Consider the following 21,756-nt stretch of genomic DNA (forward strand, 5'->3'; position numbering starts at 1 on the left):
GTGGGTTATTGTGAAGACAAAACGGCTGCCCAAATGAAAAACCGGGGTCCGCGCCGATTTTCAGATCGATGCGGACCCCGGTTTCATGAGCGGGAGGCTCTGGCGAAGATCAGCCCAGCAGATGCTGCACGCCGGCACGCTCTTCTTCCAGTTCCTTGAGCGTGATGTTGATCTTTTCCTGGCTGTAGGCGTCGATTTCCAGGCCTTGCACGATTTCGTACTTGCCGTTGGCCGTGGTCACCGGGTAGCCGAACATGACGTCCTTCGGAATGCCGTATTCGCCGTTCGACGGGATGCCCATCGTGACGACCTTGCCGTTCGAGCCCAGCACCCAGTCGTGCACGTGGTCGATGGCGGCGTTGGCGGCCGAGGCAGCCGACGACAGGCCACGGGCCTCGATGATGGCGGCGCCGCGCTTGCCCACGGTCGGCAGGAACACGTCGTTGTTCCACACCGGATCGTTGATCAGGTCCTTGACGCTCTTGCCGTCGACGGTGGCGTAGCGGTAGTCGGCGTACATCGTCGGGCTGTGGTTGCCCCAGACGAACATCTTCTCGATCGACGACACCGGCTTGCCGGTCTTGGCGGCGATTTGCGACAGGGCGCGGTTGTGGTCCAGGCGCAGCATGGCGGTGAAGTTCTCGCGCTTCAGGTTCGGCGCCGACTTCATGGCGATGTAGGCGTTGGTGTTGGCCGGGTTGCCGACCACCAGCACCTTGACGTCACGGCTGGCCACTTCGTCCAGGGCCTTGCCCTGCACCGTGAAGATCTGGGCGTTGGCTTCGAGCAGGTCCTTGCGCTCCATGCCCTTGCTACGCGGACGGGCACCCACCAGCAGGGCGACGTCGGCGTCCTTGAAGGCAACCTTGGGGTCGTCGGTGATGACCACGCCGGCCAGCAGCGGGAACGCGCAGTCTTCCAGCTCCATCACCACGCCCTTGACGGCGGCCTGGGCTTGCGGGAGGTCGAGCAGTTGGAGGATGACCGGCTGGTCTTTGCCGAGCATGTCGCCATTGGCGATGCGGAACAGCAGGGAATAGCCGATCTGGCCAGCGGCGCCGGTGACTGCGACGCGCATTGGGGCTTTAGCCATGAGTAAGTCTCCAAACGAAAAGAGGGGGTAACCGGTCGGTGGCAACGGGCCATCCAGGGTATGGAGCGGGCCGGCGCATCACCGGAAGCTGGTTCGCGTGTCGCCACGGGGCAGGCGGGCGTCCGCCGGGAGCCCGCGGCCGGCCGTGCGGCCGCGACGAGGAGCGCGCGGGCCGTGGGCAGGCGTCGAGGGCGACAAGGCGTAAGTCTACTACTGCTGTGTGGTGCGCCGCATCCGCAAGGCTTCAAAAGGTGGGCAGGTAGCCCGGAGGAGACCTGGCGGAGGCGGTGGCGCGGACCTGCGCGAGTGTAGGGGGAGCCCTCATTGATGTCAATTCATATGTCTTATATAAGACATAAGACATTTCATAGTGCGCTGGACGCGATTCTCGCTTTTGTGGTTGAATCCGGGCTATGTCTTCCCTGCCTACGTCCCCGCTCGCCGCCGCCGCCAATGGTGCGCCGGAATCTGGCGCCCCACAGAGCGGTGCCGGGACGCAGCCGTCCACGCCCGCATCGGCCAATACGCCGGCCGCGGCGCCGTCCCCAACGTTCAGCCCACTCTACCAGCAGATCAAGGCCCTGATCATGCAGAGCCTGCAGACCGGCGAGTGGAAGCCCGGCGAAATGATCCCGAGCGAGATGGACCTGGCGGCCCGCTACAAGGTCAGCCAGGGCACGGTGCGCAAGGCCATCGACGAACTCGCCGCGGACAACCTGGTGGCGCGCCGCCAGGGCAAGGGCACGTTTGTGACGACCCATCACGAGGATGTGGTCAAGTTCCGCTTCCTCCGCCTGGTACCCGACGAGGGTGAACCCCATTACGGCGCCAGCCGCGTGCTCGAATGCAAGCGGCTGCGCGCCCCGGCCGAAATCGCCCGGCTGCTCGATATTCGCACCGGCGACAGCGTCGTGCAGATCCGCCGCGTGCTGACCTTTTCCAACGAAGCCACGGTGCTGGACGAAATCTGGCTGCTCGGCGCCAACTTCAAGGGCCTCACGGCCGAGAAGCTCAACGAGTGGAAGGGCCCGATGTACGCGCTCTTCGAGGCCGAGTTCGGCACCCGGATGATTCGCGCCACGGAAAAGATCCGGGCCGTTGCTGCCGATAACACGGCTGCCGAGCTGTTGTCCGTGGCACCCGGTTCGCCGCTGCTGTCGGTGGAACGTGTGTCGTTCACCTACGGCGACCGCCCGGTGGAAGTTCGCCGTGGGCTTTATGTCACGACGCGCCACTATTATCAGAACGACCTGAGCTGAAGGGCCATGACCATGGAAAGTCTGTTCCGCACGCTGACTATTGTCACGCGTGTATGGGACGTGCGCCGACCATTGTCATTCATGAATGCAATGCTCGGACAAAGCGTGTCTGGAGTGGTGCGCACATTGTCGCGTGCGATTGTCGGGCACGCCGCGCTGGTGCGTGATAGGCGAAAATTATTGGTGCGGCGCGCAACAAAGGCGCTAAAATCACGTGGATTTGCTCCCCTGCATCCATTTGCATCCAGCGGACCCACACGCTTGATGCAATCTGGTGCATTCACGGTAACCGCTGTGCGGCGCCAATGCAAGCGGGGGTAATGGCAGTGTCGTTCTTTTGCAGTTTTCTTTTCATCGCAAATGGGGTCTCGCATGGCTGAAGCCGCCAAACAAGCCAGGCCGGAGTTCCGGAACATCGGTATCGCGCAAATCTCGCGCTACCGGTTGCCCTGGGCCGGCAAGGTATCCATCCTGCATCGCGTAAGCGGTGGCTTGATGTTCCTCCTCCTCCCTTTCATTCTGTACCTGTTCGAACAGAGCGTCACCTCCGAACTGAGCTTCGCCAGGTTCTCGGCCCTGCTGTCCAACGGCTTCGTCAAGCTGGTGATCCTGGCCCTGATCTGGGGTTACCTGCATCACTTCTGCGCCGGTATCCGCTTCCTGCTGCTGGACGTTCACGTCGGCGTCTCGAAGCCCGCCTCGGCCACGTCGGCCAAGGCCGTGCTGGTGGTCAGCCTGCTGCTCACCCTGGTTTTCGGGCTGAAGCTTTTCGGCCTGTTCTGAGGAGAGTCACGTGGCAAATAACAATATCGGTCCCAAGCGTCTTGTCGTCGGTGCGCATTACGGCCTGAAAGACTGGCTCGCGCAACGCGTTACCGCAGTCATCATGGTGGTCTTCACCGTGGTGCTCGCCGTGGTGTATCTCGCCTTCGGCAACCCTTCTTACGAAGGCTGGTCGGGTCTCTTCGCCAACCAATGGATGAAGCTCCTGACGTTCCTGACCATCCTGTCGCTGCTGTTCCATGCATGGATCGGCATTCGTGACATCTGGATGGACTATGTGAAGCCGATGGCCGTGCGCCTCGTGCTGCAAGTTCTAACGATTCTGTGGCTCGTCGGTTGCGCGGGCTACGCTGCTCAGATTCTCTGGAGGGTGTAATAAATGGTCGCAGTCAAGACTGGATTGCCGCGTCGCAAATTTGACGTGGTCATCGTCGGGGCGGGCGGCGCCGGGATGCGCGCATCCCTCCAGCTCGCGGAAGCCGGCCTGAGCGTGGCCGTGCTGTCGAAGGTTTTCCCGACCCGCTCGCACACCGTGGCGGCGCAGGGCGGTATCGGTGCCTCGCTGGGCAACATGAGCGAGGACAACTGGCACTATCACTTCTACGACACCATCAAGGGCTCGGACTGGCTGGGTGACCAGGACGCCATCGAGTTCATGTGCCGTGAAGCCCCGAAGGTCGTGTACGAGCTCGAACACTTCGGCATGCCGTTCGACCGTAACGCCGATGGCACGATTTACCAGCGTCCGTTCGGCGGCCACACCGCCAACTACGGCGAGAAGCCGGTGCAACGCGCTTGCGCCGCCGCTGACCGTACCGGCCACGCGCTGCTGCACACGCTGTATCAGCGAAATGTGCGCGCCAAGACGCATTTCTTCGTCGAATGGATGGCACTGGACCTGATCCGCGACGAAGAAGGCGACGTGCTGGGCGTGACCGCGCTGGAAATGGAAACCGGCGAAGTCTATATCCTCGAAGCGAAGACCACGCTGTTCGCGACCGGCGGTGCCGGCCGGATCTACGCGGCTTCCACCAACGCCTTCATCAATACCGGTGATGGCCTGGGCATGGCGGCGCGTGCCGGCATCCCGCTGGAAGACATGGAATTCTGGCAGTTCCACCCGACCGGCGTGGCCGGCGCGGGCGTGCTGATCACGGAAGGCGTGCGTGGCGAGGGCGGCATCCTGCGTAACAAGGATGGCGAGCGTTTCATGGAACGCTATGCCCCGACGCTGAAGGATCTGGCGCCGCGTGACTTCGTGTCGCGCTCGATGGACCAGGAAATCAAGGAAGGCCGTGGTTGCGGCCCGAACGGCGACTACGTGCTGCTCGACCTGACCCACGTCGGTGCCGAGACCATCATGAAGCGCCTGCCGTCGATCCGCGAAATCGGCATGAAGTTCGCCAACGTCGACGCGATCAAGGAACCTATCCCCGTCGTGCCGACCATCCACTACCAGATGGGTGGTATTCCGACGAATTTCCACGGTCAGGTCGTGGTGCCGAAGAACGGCAACCCGAACGAAGTGGTCAACGGTTTCTACGCGATCGGCGAATGCTCGTGCGTGTCGGTGCACGGCGCCAACCGCCTGGGTACCAACTCGCTGCTCGATCTGGTGGTGTTCGGCCGTGCCGCCGGCAACCACATCGTGGCCAACGCCAGCAAGCAGAAGGAACACAAGCCGCTGCCGGCCGATGCCGCCGACCGCGCCATGGCCCGTCTGGCCAAGCTGCAGGCAACGACCTCGGGCGAATACACCCAGGACGTGGCCAACGACATCCGCCGCAACATGCAGTCGCATGCCGGCGTGTTCCGTACGCAGAAGCTGATGGACGAAGGCGTCGAGCGCATTCTGGAAGTGGCCGAGCGTGCCGACAACATCCACCTGAAGGACAAGTCCAAGGTCTTCAACACCGCGCTGGTGGAAGCCCTGGAAGTGGCCAACCTGGTGGAAGTGGCCAAGGCCACGATGATCTCGGCCGCGGCCCGCAAGGAATCGCGTGGCGCCCACGCCCACAGCGACTTCCCGAACCGCGACGACGACAACTGGCTCAAGCACACGCTGTTCTACAGCGAAGGCAACCGCCTCGACTACAAGCCGGTGAAGATGCAGCCGCTGACGGTGGAATCGGTTCCGCCCAAGGCTCGTACGTTCTGATACCCGCCTCGTAGAGAAAACAGGACCCCCAGAAATGAAGCGTATTTTCGAAGTCTACCGCTACGATCCGGACAAGGACGCCGCCCCCCGCATGCAGACCTACGAGGTCGAGCTGGACGGTCACGAGCGCATGCTGCTGGATGCACTGGTCAAGCTGAAGAAGCTGGACGAAACCATCTCGTTCCGTCGTTCGTGCCGTGAAGGCGTGTGCGGCTCGGACGCGATGAACATCAACGGCAAGAACGGCCTGGCCTGCCTGACGAACATGCGCGAGCTGCCGGACCGCATCGTGCTGCGTCCGCTGCCCGGCCTGCCGGTGGTGCGCGACCTGATCGTCGACATGACGAACTTCTTCAAGCAGTACCACTCGATCAAGCCGTTCCTGATCAACGACGAGCCGCCGCCCGAGAAGGAACGTCTGCAGTCGCCGCAGGAACGCGACGAGCTGGACGGCCTGTACGAGTGCATTCTGTGCGCCAGCTGCTCCACGTCGTGCCCGTCGTTCTGGTGGAACCCGGACAAGTTCGTCGGCCCGGCCGGTCTGCTGCAAGCCTACCGCTTCATCGCGGACAGCCGCGACCAGGCCACCAGCGAGCGTCTGGACAACCTGAACGACCCGTACCGGCTGTTCCGTTGCCATAGCATCATGAACTGCGTCGACGTGTGCCCGAAGGGCCTCAATCCGACCAAGGCGATTGGCAAGATCAAGGAACTGATGGTTCGCCGCGCTGTTTAATTGCCCGGTATAAACTGCCTTCTGCGCCCCCGCCGTTCGCGGTGCAGACAGGCAGTCTGCAGTAATGCAAGTTGATGTAAGCGGCGCGTCAGCCCGATGCGGTATCAAGTCGGGCTGGAGCGCCGGTCAATGAAGGCTGACCATGAGTCATTCCACCACTTTCTCCCATCAGGCCGACCCGCACAAACGTGCCCGTCTTCGCTGGCGCGCCCGCCGCGGCCTCCTGGAGAACGACATCATCGTCGAACGTTTCTTCAACCGTTACGAGGAGAGCCTGTCCGATCAGGACGTGGCTTCGCTGGGCGAGCTGTTCGAGCTTAGCGACAACGAGTTGATGGACCTGCTGCTTGTCCGCAAGGAGCTTGACGGTGAGCTCGACACGCCCCCGATGCAACGGGTACTCAGCCTGCTGCGTTCGGTCTGAGTTTGGTCAACACTATTATTCACAGTATTTGAAGGAACCGACATGACGCCGTCCGATGTGAAAGCCACGCTATCGTTTTCCGATGGTTCCCCCAGCGTTGAGCTGCCGATCTACAAGGGCACCGTTGGCCCGGATGTGATCGACATTCGCAAGCTGTACGGTCAAACCGGCAAGTTCACCTATGACCCGGGGTTCATGTCGACCGCTTCGTGCAACTCGAAGATCACGTACATCGACGGCGACAAGGGCGAGCTGCTGTACCGCGGCTACCCGATCGAGCAACTCGCCGAGAAGTGTGATCACCTCGAAACCTGCTACCTGCTGCTGAAGGGCGAACTGCCCAACGCCAAGCAGAAGGAAGATTTCGTGAACTCGGTGATGAACCACACGATGGTTCACGAGCAGCTGCAGTTCTTCCTGCGCGGTTTCCGCCGCGACGCTCACCCGATGGCCGTGCTGACGGGCCTGGTGGGCGCGATGAGCGCGTTCTACCATGACGCGATGGACATCGACGATCCGCACCAGCGCGAGATCTCGGCCATCCGCCTGATCGCCAAGATGCCGACCCTGGTCGCCATGGCGTACAAGTACAACATCGGCCAGCCGTACATCTATCCGCAGAACGACCTGTCCTACTCGGGCAATTTCATGCGCATGATGTTCGGTACGCCGTGCGCACCGTACACCGTGAACCCGGTGCTGGAGCGCGCGCTGGACCGCATCTTCATCCTGCACGCCGACCACGAGCAGAACGCATCGACGTCGACCGTGCGCCTGGCCGGCTCGTCGGGCACGAACCCGTTCGCGGCCATCGCCGCCGGCGTGGCCTGCCTGTGGGGTCCGGCCCATGGCGGCGCGAACGAAGCCGCGCTGAAGATGCTGGAAGAAATCGGCAGCGTCGACCACATCGGCGAGTTCATCAAGCAGGTCAAGGACAAGAATTCGGGCGTGCGCCTGATGGGCTTTGGCCACCGCGTGTACAAGAACTACGATCCGCGCGCCAAGCTGATGCGCGAAACCTGCCATGAAGTGCTGAACGAACTGGGTCTGCACAACGACCCGCTGTTCAAGCTGGCCATGGAACTGGAAAAGATCGCGCTGGAAGATGAATATTTCGTGAGCCGCAAGCTGTACCCGAACGTGGACTTCTACTCGGGTATCGTGCAGCGCGCGCTGGGCATCCCGACCTCGCTGTTCACCTGCATCTTCGCCCTGGCACGTACGCCGGGCTGGATCTCGCAGTGGGAAGAGATGATCACCGATCCGGAATACAAGATCGGCCGTCCGCGTCAGCTGTTCAACGGCAACGCCGCCCGCAACGTGCCGGACATGGCAAAGCGCTAAGCCGCGTCCCGTGCTGTATGAAACGCCCCGGCCCGCCGGGGCGTTTTTTTTTGCGTCCGATGCGACCTGGCCTGCAGGCGGCCCGGGTTGCGCAAGGTGGCGCAAAGCATCGCATACGCCACAAATGCGGCTATGCACAATTGTTGTGAAACACGATTTTGACGACGATTCCTGCCTTGGCATGGTTGCAACGGCATGCATTAGTTGTCAGATTTTCTCCAAAACCGAATATCTCTACTTCATCAGGGTGCAACTTTCCCCCTATAATGCGGGCTGCTTTGCCGACCGGCAGCCGGGCCACCCTTCCGGCCAGCCGCGTTGGAGAAGCGGGGCAGGCGAAAGGCTTGCGCAATAGAGAACGCATCAACGTTGTCTTTCCGAACTTACGGCGGCCGCGGCATCCCCGAGATGTGCGTACGCCGACACATGCCGGGCCCCGCATTCGCTTCATTATCTTCATCGCAGGCCCGGTTTCCGCTCATGGGCCGTACGTTCGCCACGTCAGGCGGCGCTTCTTCCTCGCGGGTGTTGTTCGATTGCGCCAGTCATGCCGACTCTGCCCGGAATGACCCATACATAATCGAGGAGCTCCTGATGACGCTGTCCCGTCTCACGTCCACTGCCATGGCCGCCGTGCTTGCCACTGCCGGTCTCGCTGCCTTCACCTCGGCCAACGCCGAAACCGTCAAGATCGCCATTGCCGGCCCCATGAGCGGCTCGGTCGCCCAGTACGGCGACATGGTCAAGGCCGGTGCCCTGACCGCGATCGAACAGATCAACGCGGCGGGCGGCGCCAACGGCAACAAGTTCGAAGCCGTGCTGATGGACGACGCCTGCGAACCGAAGCAGGCCGTGGCCGTGGCCAACAAGATCGTCAGTCAGGGTATCCATTACGTGATCGGTCACGTGTGCTCGGGTTCGACGATTCCGGCCTCGGATATCTACGAGAACGAAGGCATCGTGATGGTGACGCCGTCGGCCACCGCGCCGCAGCTGACCGAAACGAAGAAGCGCAACTTCATCTTCCGCACGATCGGCCGCGACGACCAGCAAGGCCCGGCCGCCGCCCAGTACATCATCGGCAAGGTCAAGCCGAAGAAGGTTGCCGTGCTGCATGACAAGCAGTCGTACGGCCAGGGTATCGCCAGCTCGGTGAAGAAGGACCTGGAAGCGGCCAAGATCCCCGTGGCAGTCTTCGAAGGCGTCAACGCCGGCGATTCCGACTACTCGGCCGTGATCACCAAGCTGAAGTCCCAGGGCGTGGATTTCGTGTACTTCGGCGGCTACCACCCGGAAATGGGCCTGCTGCTGCGCCAGGCGCGCGAGCAGGGCGTGAAGGCCACGTTCATGGGCCCCGAAGGCGTGGGCAACAAGGACGTGACGGCTATTGCCGGCCCGGCTTCGGAAGGCATGCTCGTGACGCTGCCGGCCGACTTCTCGGCCGACCCGGCCAACGCCGCGCTGGTGAAGGCCTTTGCCGACAAGAAGCGTGACGCCAACGGTCCGTTCCAGATGCCTGCCTATGCCGCCGTCAAGATCATCGGCGACGCCATCGCCGGCGCCAAGAGCACGGACCCGACGAAGGTGGCCGCTTACATGCACAAGAACGCGTTCACCACGCCGATCGGCAAGGTCGAATACGACGCCAAGGGCGACCTGAAGTCGTTCAAGTTCGTCGTCTACACGTGGCACAAGGACGCCACGAAGACCGCCGCAAACTAAACCCGGCGCCATCCTGGCGAAACGCCCCGCGGCCAACCGGCCTGCGGGGCGTTTTGGTATCGGTTCGATGTCGGGTAGCCGCCACATAAGGGCGGTCGGCATCGCGCATCGGACTCATCCGATCCACAAGGTCCCCGCATGAACGAATTCCTTCCTCAGTTCACCCAGCAGCTGGTCAACGGCCTGACGCTGGGTGCGATCTATGCGCTGATCGCCATCGGCTACACGATGGTCTACGGCATCATCGGCATGATCAACTTTGCCCACGGCGAGATCTACATGATCGGCGCCTACGTGGGTCTTGTGACGCTGACCGCCATTGGCGCGCAAGCCGGATATCCGCTGCCGCTGGTGCTGGGCGCGGCGCTGCTGGTTGCCGTTGTCGTGACTGGCTGCTACGGCTTTGCCGTGGAGCGCGTGGCATACCGCCCCCTGCGTGGCGGCCCGCGCCTGGTGCCGCTGATCTCGGCCATCGGCATGTCCATCTTTCTGCAGAACTATGTCCAGATCGGGCAGGGCGCGCGTGACGTGTCGGTGCCCATCCTGATCTCGGGTGCCATCGAATTCCAGATGGGCGGCGACTTCACGGTGACCGTGCCGTATTCGCGCCTGCTGATCGTTGGCGTGACGCTGGTGCTGATGATCGCGCTGACGCTGTTCATCGGGCATTCGCGCATGGGCCGCGCCTGCCGCGCCTGCGCCGAAGACATGCGCATGGCCAACCTGCTGGGCATCGACACGAACCGCGTGATCTCGTTCACGTTCGTGCTCGGCGCCATGCTGGCCGCCGTGGGCGGCGTGCTGATCGGGCTGACGATCGGCAAGCTCAATCCCTTTATCGGCTTTATCGCCGGCATCAAGGCCTTTACGGCGGCGGTGCTGGGCGGCATCGGCAGCATTCCGGGCGCGATGCTGGGCGGCGTGCTGCTAGGCCTGGCCGAGACGTTCGCGTCGGGCTACATGCCGTCCGAGTACAAGGACGTGGTGGCATTCGGCCTGCTGGTGCTGGTACTGCTGTTCCGTCCCACGGGCCTGCTTGGCAAGCCCGATGTGGAAAAGGTCTGAGGGGAGGGCGACATGACACAAGCGACTTCGATTTCGCGGGCGTCGATCCCGCAAACGTCGGTCTCGGACACGCTGAAGAATGCCGTGACCGCCGCCGTGCTGACGGCCATCCTGACCATCCCCGTGCTGGGCCTGCAGCTCAAGCTCGACGGCTACAAGGTGGTGCTGGAGCCGCACTGGCGTCCGGTGTGGATTGCCGTGGGCCTGGTGTTCCTGTTCCAGCTGTGCAAGCCGTTCCTGCTGCGTGCCCGCAACGCGGTCAAGCTGCCGTCGGTGCCCGCGATGGGCGCCCGGCAGCAGCGGTCGGCCATCTGGGTGCTGCTGGTGGTGGGCCTGGTGTTCCCGTTCTTCGGCTCGCGCGGCGCGGTGGACGTGGCCACGCTGGCGTTGATCTACGTGATCCTGGGCCTGGGCCTGAACATCGTGGTGGGCTATGCCGGCCTGCTCGATCTGGGCTACGTGGGCTTCTACGCGGTCGGCGGCTATACCTATGCGCTGCTGAACCAGTACTTCGGCCTGACGTTCTGGGAATGCCTGCCGCTGTCGGCCGGCCTGGCGGCCACGTTCGGCTTCATCCTGGGCTTCCCGGTGCTGCGTCTGCGTGGCGACTACCTGGCCATCGTGACGCTGGGCTTCGGTGAAATCATCCGCCTGCTGCTGAACAACCTGACCAGCCTGACCGGCGGACCGGACGGCGTATCGGGCATTCCCAAGCCGACCGTGTTCGGCATCGAAATGGCACGCAGTGCCAGCGTGGAAGGCGCGAAGACGTTCCATGACCTGATCGGCATCCCGTATGCCGGCCAGCACATGGTGATCTGGCTGTACCTGCTGGCGCTCCTGCTGGTGGGTTTCACGCTGTTCGTCACGAGCCGCCTGATCCGCATGCCGATGGGGCGTGCGTGGGAGGCACTGCGCGAGGACGAGATCGCCTGCCGCTCGCTGGGCCTGAACCCGACGCGCATCAAGCTGTCGGCCTTCACGCTGGGCGCATCGTTCGCCGGCCTGGCCGGTGCGTTCTTTGCCGCGCGCCAGGGCCTGGTCAATCCGGAATCGTTCACCTTCATCGAGTCGGCGCTGATCCTGGCCGTGGTGGTGCTGGGCGGCATGGGTTCGCAGCTGGGCGTGATCCTGGCGGCCATCCTGCTGACCATCCTGCCCGAAGTGGCGCGCGACTTTGCCGAATACCGCATGCTGATCTTCGGCCTGGTGATGGTGTTGATGATGATGTGGCGTCCGCAGGGCCTGCTGCCCGCTAGCCGTCCCCACGTGGAGCTGCCGCGATGAGCACTGAAATGCTGAAAGTATCGGGCCTGCAGATGCGCTTTGGCGGTCTGCTGGCCGTGGACGGCATCGAGTTCGATGTGCGCCGCGACGAGGTCTTCGCCATCATCGGTCCGAACGGCGCCGGCAAGACCACCGTGTTCAACTGCGTGGGCGGCTTCTACAAGCCCACCGCCGGCGAGGTGACGCTGGACGGCCATTCGATCGCGCGCAAGCCCAGCCACGTGGTGGCACGCCACGGCCTGGTGCGCACGTTCCAGAACATCCGCCTGTTCAAGCAGCTGACCGTCGTGGAAAACCTGATGGTTGCGCAGCACCTGCAGGTCAAGGCCGGGCTGCTGCGCGGCCTGCTGGCCACGCCGGCCTACCGCCGCGCCGAGCGGGAGGCGCTGGAGCGTGCCGCCGAATGGCTGGAGCGCATGGGCCTGACGAGCGTGGCCAACCGCGAGGCGGGCACGCTGTCGTACGGCCACCAGCGCCGGCTGGAGATCGCGCGCTGCATGATCACCAGGCCGCGCCTGCTGATGCTGGACGAACCGGCGGCCGGTCTGAACCCGCAGGAAAAGATCGAGCTGCAGCAGCTGATCGATCGCCTGCGCCGTGAATTCAATATCTCGGTGCTACTGATCGAGCACGACATGAGCCTGGTGATGGGCGTGTCGGACCGCATCCTGGTGATGGAGCACGGCAAGCCGATCATGGTCGGCAAGCCCGAAGCGGTGCGCAACGACCCGCGCGTGATCAAGGCATACCTGGGAGAGGACTGATGCTGAAGCTGGAAAACGTCCATACCCACTACGGCGCCGTCGAGGCGCTGTCGGGCGTATCGATCGATGTCAACAAGGGCGAGATCGTCACCCTGATCGGCAGTAACGGCGCCGGCAAGACCACGCTGATGATGACCGTGTGCGGCACGCCGCGCGCGTCCAGCGGCCGCGTGCTGTTCGAAGGCCAGGACATCACCCGCCGCAACACGCACGAGATCATGCGCATGGGCATGGCAATTTCGCCAGAAGGCCGGCGCGTGTTCCCGAGCCTGACCGTGCTCGAAAACCTCAAGATGGGTGGCTTCTTTGCCAGCCGTCATGACATCGAGGCCGGCATCGAGCACGTGTTCAAGCTGTTCCCGCGCCTGAACCAGCGCGCGAGCCAGCGGGCTGGCACGATGAGCGGCGGCGAGCAGCAGATGCTGGCCATCGGCCGCGCGCTGATGAGCAAGCCCCGCCTGCTGCTGCTGGACGAGCCCACGCTCGGTCTGGCGCCACTGATCATCGCGCAGATCTTCGACATCATCCGCACGATCCGGGAAGAAGGCGTCACGGTGTTCCTGGTGGAGCAGAACGCCAACAAGGCGCTGCAGGTGGCCGACCGCGGCTACGTGCTGGAAACCGGCAAGGTGGTGCTGGCCGATACCGGCGCCAACCTGCTGGCCAACGACCGCATCCGTGCGGCGTACCTGGGCGGCTGAAGTCGCGGCTCCCCTCTCCCGCGTGCGGGAGAGGGGAGAAACCAAGGCCAGCGCGAGCCCCTTCGCCATCCGCGAAATCCCCCTTTCGCCAATGACCGCCGCCCAGGCGGTCCGGCCTGCCCTTCGGCGGCGGAGCCACATGGCATAATCGCTTGTGATGTCAAGTAATTACCGGCTGCGCCGGAAAAGCAGCAAAATAGCCTGCTTGCCCGCGAGGCATCCGGAAAACATTCCCCTGCAAACAACGCGCGGATTCGCGCCGTTCGCATCCCCCGGGATACGCGACGGACGGTCTGCCCCCCGCATCATGGCCAAGACGCTCTACGACAAACTCTGGGATGACCACACCGTCCACGTCGAGGAAGACGGCACGACGCTGCTCTACATCGACCGTCATCTGCTGCATGAAGTGACCAGCCCGCAGGCCTTCGAAGGCCTGAAGCTGGCGGAGCGCCCGGTGTGGCGCATCAGCGCGAACCTGGCCGTGTCGGACCACAACGTGCCGACCACCGACCGCACCCAGGGGATTGCCGACCCGATCTCGAAGCTCCAGGTTGATACGCTGGATGCCAACTGCGACGCCTACGGCATCACGCAGTTCAAGATGAACGACCACCGCCAGGGCATCGTCCACGTGATCGGGCCCGAGCAGGGCGCCACGCTGCCCGGCATGACCGTGGTCTGCGGCGATTCGCACACCAGCACGCACGGCGCGTTCGGCGCGCTGGCGCACGGCATCGGCACGTCGGAAGTGGAGCACGTGCTGGCCACCCAGACGCTGCTGGGCAAGAAGGCGAAGAACATGCTGATCAAGGTGGAAGGCAAGCTGCCGCGCGGCTGCACCGCCAAGGACATCGTGCTGGCCATCATCGGCAAGATCGGCACGGCCGGCGGCACGGGCTACACGATGGAATTCGCCGGCTCGGCGATCCGCGACCTGACCATGGAAGGCCGCATGACGGTCTGCAACATGGCCATCGAAGCCGGGGCGCGTGCCGGCCTGGTGGCCGTGGACGACGTCACGCTCGAATACGTGAAGAACCGCCCGTTCGCGCCGCAGGGTGTGGAATGGGACCAGGCCGTGGCCTACTGGCGCACGCTGCATTCGGACGCCGGCGCCCACTTCGACAAGGTGGTGGAGCTGCGCGCCGAGGACATCCGTCCGCAGGTCACCTGGGGTACGTCGCCCGAAATGGTCGTTAGCATCGAAGACCGCGTGCCGGATCCCGAGAAGGAAAAGGACTCGAACAAGCGCAACGCCATGGAGCGGGCGCTGGAGTACATGAACCTGCAGCCGAACACGCCGATGGAGTCGATCAATATCGACAAGGTGTTCATTGGCTCGTGCACCAACAGCCGCATCGAGGACATGCGCGCCGCCGCGGCGGTGGTGCAGAAGCTGGGCCGCAAGGTGGCGTCCAACGTGAAGCTGGCGATGGTGGTGCCGGGCTCGGGCCTGGTCAAGGAACAGGCCGAGAGCGAAGGGCTGGACAAGGTCTTCAAGGCCGCCGGCTTCGAATGGCGCGAACCGGGCTGCTCGATGTGCCTGGCGATGAACGCCGACCGCCTGGAACCGGGCGAGCGATGCGCGTCCACGTCGAACCGCAACTTCGAAGGCCGTCAGGGCGCCGGTGGCCGTACGCACCTGGTCAGCCCGGCCATGGCCGCGGCGGCCGCGATCGAAGGGCATTTCGTCGACATCCGCAAACTCGGCTGAACGGCCACGACGGGTCAACGGGTCAACCACGGCTTTCGAATAGAGAAAACATGAAAAAGATCGTGATCACACTGCTGGCATGCCTGGGCATGCTGCAACTGGCTGGCTGCAACACGATGGCCGGCCTTGGCAAGGACACGCAGGCAGCCGGGCAGGCGCTCGAGAACGCTGCCCGGAAGTAAGGACACATCATGGACAAGTTCACCGTACACAGCGGCCTCGCGGCGCCGCTCGATCGCGAAAACGTCGATACCGACGCGATCATCCCGAAGCAGTTCCTGAAGTCGATCAAGCGCACGGGCTTTGGTCCGAACCTGTTCGACGAATGGCGCTACAAGGACGTGGGCCAGCCCGGCCAGGACAACAGCAAGCGTCCGCTGAACCCGGACTTCGTGCTCAACCAGCCGCGCTACCAGGGCGCATCGATCCTGCTGGCCCGCAACAACTTCGGCTGCGGCAGTTCGCGCGAGCACGCACCGTGGGCGCTCACGCAGTACGGCTTCCGCGCGGTCATCGCGCCGAGCTTTGCCGATATCTTCTTCAACAACTGCTACAAGAACGGCCTGCTGCCCGTGGCGCTGACCGACCTGCAGGTCGATCACCTGTTCAACGAGACGCTGGCGTTCCCGGGCTACAAGCTGACCATCGACCTCGACAAGCAGTTGGTGATCACGCCGGGTGGCGACAGCTATTCGTTCGACATCGCCCCGTTCCGCAAGTACTGCATGCTGAACGGTTTCGACGATATCGGCCTGACGCTGCGCCAGAAGGACAAGATCAAGTCCTACGAAGCCGAGCGCCTGACCAGGATGCCCTGGCTGGGCAACCGCGTGGTCGGCTGAGGCGGGCCGGGTTCACTTATCTATCTAGGAAGACAAATGAAGATTGCAGTCCTGCCGGGCGACGGTATCGGTCCCGAGATCATTGCCGAAGCCGTCAAGGTGCTGAACGCCCTTGGCGAGAAGTTTGAAATGGAAACCGCCCCGGTGGGCGGCGCCGGCTACGAGGCCGAAGGACACCCGCTGCCGGAAAACACGCTGAAGCTGGCCAAGGAAGCCGACGCCATCCTGTTCGGCGCCGTGGGCGACTGGAAGTACGACAGCCTGGAGCGTCCGCTGCGCCCCGAGCAGGCCATCCTGGGCCTGCGCAAGCATCTGCAGCTGTTTGCCAACTTCCGCCCGGCGATCTGCTATCCGGAACTGACCGGCGCGTCGAGCCTGAAGCCCGAACTGGTGGCCGGCCTGGACATCCTGATCGTGCGCGAACTGAACGGCGACATCTACTTCGGCCAGCCGCGCGGCGTGCGCGAGGCGCCGGACGGCCTGTTCAAGGGCGCCCGCGAAGGCTTCGACACGATGCGCTACAGCGAGCCCGAAATCCGCCGCATCGCCCATGTGGCGTTCCAGGCCGCGGCCAAGCGCGGCAAGAAGCTGTGCAGCGTGGACAAGGCCAACGTGCTGGAGACGTTCCAGTTCTGGAAGGACATCGTGATCGATGTCAGCAAGGAATATCCGGACGTCGAGCTGTCGCACATGTACGTGGACAACGCCGCGATGCAGCTGGTGAAGGCGCCGAAGAGCTTTGACGTGATCGTCACCGGCAACATGTTCGGCGACATCCTGTCGGACGAGGCCGCCATGCTGACCGGCTCGATCGGTATGCTGCCGTCGGCTTCGCTCGATGCCAACAACAAGGGCCTGTACGAGCCGTCGCACGGTTCGGCACCCGATATCGCCGGCAAGGGCGTGGCCAATCCGCTGGCCACGATCCTGTCCGCCGCGATGATGCTGCGCTACTCGCTGAACCGCGCCGAACAGGCCGACCGCATCGAGAACGCCGTCAAGAAGGTGCTGGCGCAGGGCTACCGTACCGGCGACATCCTGACGCCGGGCTGCAAGCAGGTGGGCACCCGCGAAATGGGCGAGGCAGTGCTGGCGGCGCTGTAAGGCATCCATTGCCCATGGTTTGGCTCCCCTCTCCCGCCAGGTGGGAGAGGGGCCGGGGGTGAGGGAAAAGCGGTGCAAGATGCGAAATCGCAATTTTTAGCCTCTTGCCGTCTCCCCCGGCCCCTCTCCCACACGTGGGAGAGGGGAGAGAACCGCCGGCGAGCAACAAATCACCCCGCATTTCCCCTGCGGCAGCGCCGCAATTTCGTGTAGACTCTCCCGTCATGGCCCGATTCCACCAGTCCCTTCTGACTGCCTCCGCTGCTCGCACCGCTATCCGCGGCACGATCGGCGCGGATTCGCTCGGCCTGACCGCAACGACGATTAAAACCATTACCAAAACGATCCCCTAGATCGTTCGTCGTGCCTGCCCGTCTTCCCCGCGCAGCCACGCCGGGCGAGGAAAATGGCGGGGAAGTTCACATCACATCCGAGGTAAGTCATGATTGTAGGTCTCGTCGGTTGGCGAGGAATGGTCGGCAGCGTCCTGATGCAGCGCATGCAGGAAGAGGGCGATTTCGACCATATCGAGCCCGTTTTCTTCAGCACGTCCAACGCTGGCGGCAAGGCCCCGGCCATGGCCAGGAATGAAACCACGCTGAAAGATGCGAACGACATCGAAGCACTGAAGAAGTGCGACGTCGTGCTCACCGCCCAGGGCGGCGACTACACGAACGATGTGTTCCCGCGCCTGCGCGCCGCCGGCTGGAACGGCTACTGGATCGACGCCGCGTCGTCGCTGCGCATGAAGGACGACGCCATCATCGTCCTGGATCCGGTGAACCTCGGTGTGATCAAGGACGCGCTGGCCAAGGGCGTGAAGAACTTCATCGGCGGCAACTGCACGGTCAGCTGCATGATGATGGGCCTGGGCGGCCTGTTCGAGCACGACCTGATCGAGTGGATGACCTCGATGACGTACCAGGCCGCGTCGGGCGGCGGTGCCCAGCACATGCGCGAGCTGCTGACGCAGTTCGGCACGCTGAACGCCGCGGTCAAGCCGCTGCTGGACAATCCGGCATCGGCCATCCTGGAAATCGACCGCCAGATCCTGTCGACCCAGCACGGCCTGTCGGCTGACGAAACCAGGCAGTTTGGCGTGCCGCTGGCCGGCAACCTGATTCCCTGGATCGACAAGGACCTGGGCAACGGTGTTTCCAAGGAAGAATGGAAGGGCGGCGCCGAGACCAACAAGATCCTGGGTCGTGGCGAAGGCTTCGTCGGTGCCACCGGCGCCACCCCGATCGCCGTGGACGGCCTGTGCGTGCGGATTGGCGCGATGCGCTGCCACTCGCAGGCGCTCACGATCAAGCTGCGCCGCGATGTGCCGCTGGACGAGATCGAGGGCATGCTGGCCGCCAACAACCAGTGGGCCAAGGTCGTGCCGAACACGCGCGAAGCCAGCATGAAGGACCTGACGCCGGCCGCCGTCACGGGCACGCTGACGATTCCGGTTGGCCGTCTGCGCAAGATGCAGATGGGCGGCGAGTACCTGTCTGCCTTCACCGTGGGCGACCAGCTGCTGTGGGGCGCCGCCGAGCCCCTGCGGCGTATGCTGCGCATTCTGATCGAGGGTTGAGCCCCCGGATTGCCTCCCCGCTTTCGTTGCAGGGAGGCAACAGAATCTGCCGCTTTCCGAGCAACGCCGCGCCTCTGCGCGGCGTTGTCGCATCCGGAACGCTTTTTTTCGCAGGCTTGCGTCACAATACAGCCGGCATGCGCTTGGCCACGGGGTCATCGCCACCATGCATCGGGGATGCATGGCAGCGACATTGGGCGCGCAGCAGGGCAGGCATCGACCTGTCCGTTTCGTCGCCCGCCAGCCAGCCATTTGTTGGGATCGGGTTAATTTCTGCTACTAAAAACCATAAATGGAGCACGAGGTGAGTGTGAGCCTACATCGCCGGAAAGATGCGCCTACTGTCCGTCAGCGCTGGTCAACGCTGGCCATCACGGCTGCCGGTCTGCTGCTTGCGCAGCCTGCCGCGTACGCCGCGGGGTTCGGGCAATTAAGGGTTCAATCCAATCTGGGGCAGCCGCTCCAGGCTGAAATCGATATCACCGGCGTGACGCCCGAGGAAGCTGACAGCCTGGCTGTCAAGCTGGCTGCGCCGTCCGCCTATTCACGCGCCGGGCTGACCTATCTGTCGGCCATTTCGACCGTGAAGCTCGACGTGCAGAAGCGTCCGAACGGTACCTATGTGGCCACCGTCCGGTCCAACCAGCCGCTCAGCGAACCGTTCGTCGACATCCTGGTCGACATGAGCTGGTCCAGCGGCAAGATCACGCGCGCCTATACCTTCCTGCTGGACCCGGCTGGCGCCCAGCCGTCGAACCAGGCGTTCTCGCCCACCACGGTGGTGCAGGCCGCCACGCCCGACGTGTCGCCGGCGCCTGCTCCGGCCCCGGTCGCCAACGCGCCTGCCGCTGCGGCGCCGGCGCCCACGGTAGCGCCGGCGCCGGCCCCGGCCCCGGCCCGTCAGCCGCGCCGCGCCGCCGCGCCGGCCGCCGTGGCCGATGGCACGGCCGCCCATGGCAGCTACACGGTCCAGCAAGGCGATACGCTGTATGCCATCGCCGGCGAAGCCTCGCAGGGCGTTGATTCGGTGTCGCTGGAGCAAATGCTGCTCGCGCTCTACCGCAACAACCCGAATGCCTTCATCGGCGGGAACATCAACCGGATCAAGTCCGGAGCCGTGCTGAAGGTGCCGAGCGCCCAGCAGGCCCAGTCGGTGAGCCCGCGCGAAGCGCGCCGCGAAGTGGTGGCGCGTACGCAGGGCTTCGACAGCTACCGCAGCCGGCTGGCCGCGGCGGCCGCCGCCAAGTCGGTGGAAGCGGGCTCGGGCCGCGAGCAGTCGGGCAACGTGACGGCGCGTGTGCAGGACACCACGGTGCCGAACGCGGGTCCGCGTGACGAACTGAAGCTGTCGAAGGCCGAGAAGGGCGCGCAGGCCAAGGCGGAAGCCGACGTGGCCAGCCAGCGCAAGCTGAAGGACGCCGAATCGCGCGTCGCCGATCTGGAGAAGAACATCTCCGACATGCAGCGCCTGATGGAGCTGAAGAACTCGGAGATCGCCAAGCTCAACCAGAACAACCAGGGCGCCAAGGCTGCCACGGGGGCCGCCGCTGCCACCGCTGCGGCATCGGCCGCGCCGGCGGCTGGCAAGGCCGCCGATACTGCCGCGCCTGCGCCCACCGTGGTGCCGGCCGAGCCGGCCAAGGCTGCGGATGCCCCGAGCACCGCCACGCCGGAACCCGCACCGGCTGCGGCAGCCTCGGCTGCCGCGTCGGCACCGCAAGCTGCCGCCGCGGCGTCGGCCCCGCAAGCCGGCGCTTCTGCACCGGCAGCCGCCGCCTCGGCGCCGGCCGTGGCGAACAAGAAGCCGCCGGTCATCCAGCCGGTGCCCCAGCCGTCGTTCCTCGACGAACTGCTCGCCAACCCGATGTTGCTGCCGGGCGCTGGTGTGCTGGTTGCGTTGCTTGGCGGATATGCGTACTATCGCCGCCGCCAGAAGCAGAAGGCGAGCGAAAACACCGGGTTCGGTGACAGCATCCTGTCCCAGGAAAGCACGGTCATGGCGGGCGGACACTCGTTGTTCGGCACCGCCGGTGGCCAGAGCGTCGACACGTCGCAGCACAGCGTGTTCGGCGCCGACTTCCGCATCGGCAACAACTCGCCCGAAGCGACGGAAGTCGACCCGATTGCCGAGGCCGAGGTGTACATCGCGTACGGACGCGACGTGCAGGCCGAGGAAATCCTGCGCGAAGCGTTGCAACAGAATCCGGAGCGCCAGGCCATCCGCCTGAAGCTGCTGGAGATTTACAACACTCGTCAGGATGTGGAAGGTTTCCGAGTGATCGCAGAAGAAATGTTCGCCCAGGTAGGCGGACAAGGCGCGGACTGGCAACAGGTCGCGGAAATGGGTCGCAGGCTCGATCCGGGCAATGCGCTGTACCTGTCGGTGACGCCCGACGTGACGGCGGAAGCCGATACCACGACGCCGGTGGCCGACCAGTGGCGCACGCAGGATCCCGCCCAGTCGATGCAGCAGGCACCGCAGGCGCCGGCCATGCCGGACCTGGCACTGCCGCTGGACGCCTTCCCGGCGCCCGCGCCGGGGGAGCCCATCGTGGCGCCGGCGTCGGCCTCGCTGGTATTCGGTAACGATCACCTTGCGGAACCGGTGGCGCGACTGGACGACGTGCTGGACGAAAGCCACGACGCCGGCCTGGATCTGCCGGCAGGCGGAGTGCCGGCGCTCGATACGCCGACGCGCTCGCGTCCGCTGGAATTCGACATGTCCGGCCTGTCGCTGGACCTGAATGCCGCGAACTCGGGTGCCGCGGCGGACGAGCCGGCTGCCACGTTCGAGGTGCCGACGCTCACGGAATCGACCGTGCCGCTGCCCGCACCGACGATGCTCCAGAACGGCAAGCTGGTCGAGCCGATCGACCTGGCCCGTGTCACGTCCGAAGGGCATGGCGACGCCACGCATGGCGTGTCGGCCAGCACGCTGTCGGCCACCGGGATGGACGGCAGCCGCGACATGCAGATCAAGCTCGACCTGGCGCGCGCCTACATCGAGATCGGCGACAAGGAAGGTGCCCGCGAACTGCTGCAGGAAGTGGTGGAGCAGTCGGAAGACCCGCTGCAGACCGAAGCCCGCACGCTGCTGCGCGACGTGGCCTGATGCGGGTTGGCCTGCGGGTCTGGACCCAAAGGCCGGTATGATGCAGGGTTTGCGGCACGCCGTTCA

General features: G+C 64.3%; 19 protein-coding genes. 18 read left to right on the forward strand and 1 reads right to left on the reverse strand.

Annotated features, from left to right (window positions below; translation table 11 throughout):
* Positions 1-109 precede the first annotated feature (109 nt).
* The gene (locus AC3G88_RS02885; RefSeq protein WP_061959458.1) at positions 110-1,093 is read right to left on the reverse strand and encodes a malate dehydrogenase; all 984 of its coding nucleotides are present in this window, start codon (positions 1,091-1,093) and stop codon (positions 110-112) included.
* A gap of 413 nt (positions 1,094-1,506) precedes the next feature.
* Between AC3G88_RS02885 and AC3G88_RS02890 the strand changes: the two genes are divergently transcribed.
* The 18 genes from AC3G88_RS02890 to AC3G88_RS02975 all read left to right on the forward strand — a co-directional run bounded on the left by AC3G88_RS02890 (position 1,507) and on the right by AC3G88_RS02975 (position 21,690).
* Positions 1,507-2,352 (forward strand): GntR family transcriptional regulator, encoded by an 846-nt coding sequence (locus AC3G88_RS02890; RefSeq protein WP_153945462.1) that lies wholly within the window; start codon positions 1,507-1,509, stop codon positions 2,350-2,352.
* Positions 2,353-2,724: 372 nt separating this feature from the next.
* Positions 2,725-3,135, forward strand: coding sequence for a succinate dehydrogenase, cytochrome b556 subunit (sdhC, locus tag AC3G88_RS02895; RefSeq protein ID WP_153945461.1), 411 nt, complete (start codon positions 2,725-2,727; stop codon positions 3,133-3,135).
* Positions 3,136-3,145: 10 nt separating this feature from the next.
* A complete protein-coding gene (sdhD, locus tag AC3G88_RS02900) occupies positions 3,146-3,511 on the forward strand; it encodes a succinate dehydrogenase, hydrophobic membrane anchor protein (RefSeq protein ID WP_066733321.1) in 366 nt (121 codons plus the stop codon).
* A 3-nt stretch (positions 3,512-3,514) separates the two neighbouring features.
* A complete protein-coding gene (sdhA, locus tag AC3G88_RS02905) occupies positions 3,515-5,293 on the forward strand; it encodes a succinate dehydrogenase flavoprotein subunit (RefSeq protein ID WP_092594308.1) in 1,779 nt (592 codons plus the stop codon).
* Positions 5,294-5,327: 34 nt separating this feature from the next.
* The gene (locus AC3G88_RS02910) at positions 5,328-6,029 is read left to right on the forward strand and encodes a succinate dehydrogenase iron-sulfur subunit (RefSeq protein WP_092594307.1); all 702 of its coding nucleotides are present in this window, start codon (positions 5,328-5,330) and stop codon (positions 6,027-6,029) included.
* Positions 6,030-6,171: 142 nt separating this feature from the next.
* Positions 6,172-6,453, forward strand: coding sequence for an FAD assembly factor SdhE (locus tag AC3G88_RS02915; RefSeq protein WP_400391615.1), 282 nt, complete (start codon positions 6,172-6,174; stop codon positions 6,451-6,453).
* Between the two features lie 42 nt (positions 6,454-6,495).
* On the forward strand, positions 6,496-7,797 hold the full coding sequence (gene gltA, locus AC3G88_RS02920; protein ID WP_153945460.1) for a citrate synthase: 1,302 nt from the start codon (positions 6,496-6,498) through the stop codon (positions 7,795-7,797).
* A gap of 594 nt (positions 7,798-8,391) precedes the next feature.
* Positions 8,392-9,519 carry a branched-chain amino acid ABC transporter substrate-binding protein gene (locus AC3G88_RS02925; RefSeq protein WP_400391612.1) on the forward strand — a complete coding sequence of 376 codons (1,128 nt, stop codon included), beginning with the start codon at positions 8,392-8,394 and terminating at the stop codon, positions 9,517-9,519.
* A 138-nt stretch (positions 9,520-9,657) separates the two neighbouring features.
* Positions 9,658-10,584, forward strand: a complete 927-nt coding sequence (gene livH, locus AC3G88_RS02930) for a high-affinity branched-chain amino acid ABC transporter permease LivH (RefSeq protein ID WP_092594303.1) — start codon at positions 9,658-9,660, stop codon at positions 10,582-10,584.
* 12 nt (positions 10,585-10,596) lie between these two features.
* The gene (locus AC3G88_RS02935; protein ID WP_400391608.1) at positions 10,597-11,871 is read left to right on the forward strand and encodes a high-affinity branched-chain amino acid ABC transporter permease LivM; all 1,275 of its coding nucleotides are present in this window, start codon (positions 10,597-10,599) and stop codon (positions 11,869-11,871) included.
* Positions 11,868-12,635 carry a high-affinity branched-chain amino acid ABC transporter ATP-binding protein LivG gene (gene livG / locus AC3G88_RS02940; protein WP_488770493.1) on the forward strand — a complete coding sequence of 256 codons (768 nt, stop codon included), beginning with the start codon at positions 11,868-11,870 and terminating at the stop codon, positions 12,633-12,635. Before AC3G88_RS02935 ends, livG begins: the two co-directional genes overlap by 4 nt.
* On the forward strand, positions 12,635-13,336 hold the full coding sequence (locus AC3G88_RS02945) for an ABC transporter ATP-binding protein (RefSeq protein WP_488770492.1): 702 nt from the start codon (positions 12,635-12,637) through the stop codon (positions 13,334-13,336). The genes livG and AC3G88_RS02945 overlap by 1 nt, the downstream gene beginning before the upstream one ends.
* 307 nt (positions 13,337-13,643) lie before the next feature.
* Positions 13,644-15,053: a 3-isopropylmalate dehydratase large subunit gene (leuC, locus tag AC3G88_RS02950; RefSeq protein ID WP_488770491.1), complete on the forward strand. Its 1,410-nt coding sequence runs from the start codon at positions 13,644-13,646 to the stop codon at positions 15,051-15,053.
* 50 nt (positions 15,054-15,103) lie between these two features.
* Entirely contained in the window at positions 15,104-15,235 is a 132-nt protein-coding gene (locus tag AC3G88_RS02955) for an entericidin A/B family lipoprotein (protein ID WP_153945455.1), read from the forward strand.
* 9 nt (positions 15,236-15,244) lie between these two features.
* Positions 15,245-15,895, forward strand: a complete 651-nt coding sequence (gene leuD, locus AC3G88_RS02960; protein WP_488770490.1) for a 3-isopropylmalate dehydratase small subunit — start codon at positions 15,245-15,247, stop codon at positions 15,893-15,895.
* Between the two features lie 36 nt (positions 15,896-15,931).
* A complete protein-coding gene (leuB, locus tag AC3G88_RS02965) occupies positions 15,932-16,999 on the forward strand; it encodes a 3-isopropylmalate dehydrogenase (protein WP_153945453.1) in 1,068 nt (355 codons plus the stop codon).
* Positions 17,000-17,441: 442 nt separating this feature from the next.
* The gene (gene asd / locus AC3G88_RS02970) at positions 17,442-18,578 is read left to right on the forward strand and encodes an aspartate-semialdehyde dehydrogenase (protein ID WP_488770489.1); all 1,137 of its coding nucleotides are present in this window, start codon (positions 17,442-17,444) and stop codon (positions 18,576-18,578) included.
* 304 nt (positions 18,579-18,882) lie between these two features.
* Positions 18,883-21,690 (forward strand): motility hub landmark protein FimV, encoded by a 2,808-nt coding sequence (locus AC3G88_RS02975; protein ID WP_488770488.1) that lies wholly within the window; start codon positions 18,883-18,885, stop codon positions 21,688-21,690.
* Positions 21,691-21,756: the final 66 nt, after the last annotated feature.

The organism is Cupriavidus sp. 86D6, assembly GCF_057815095.1.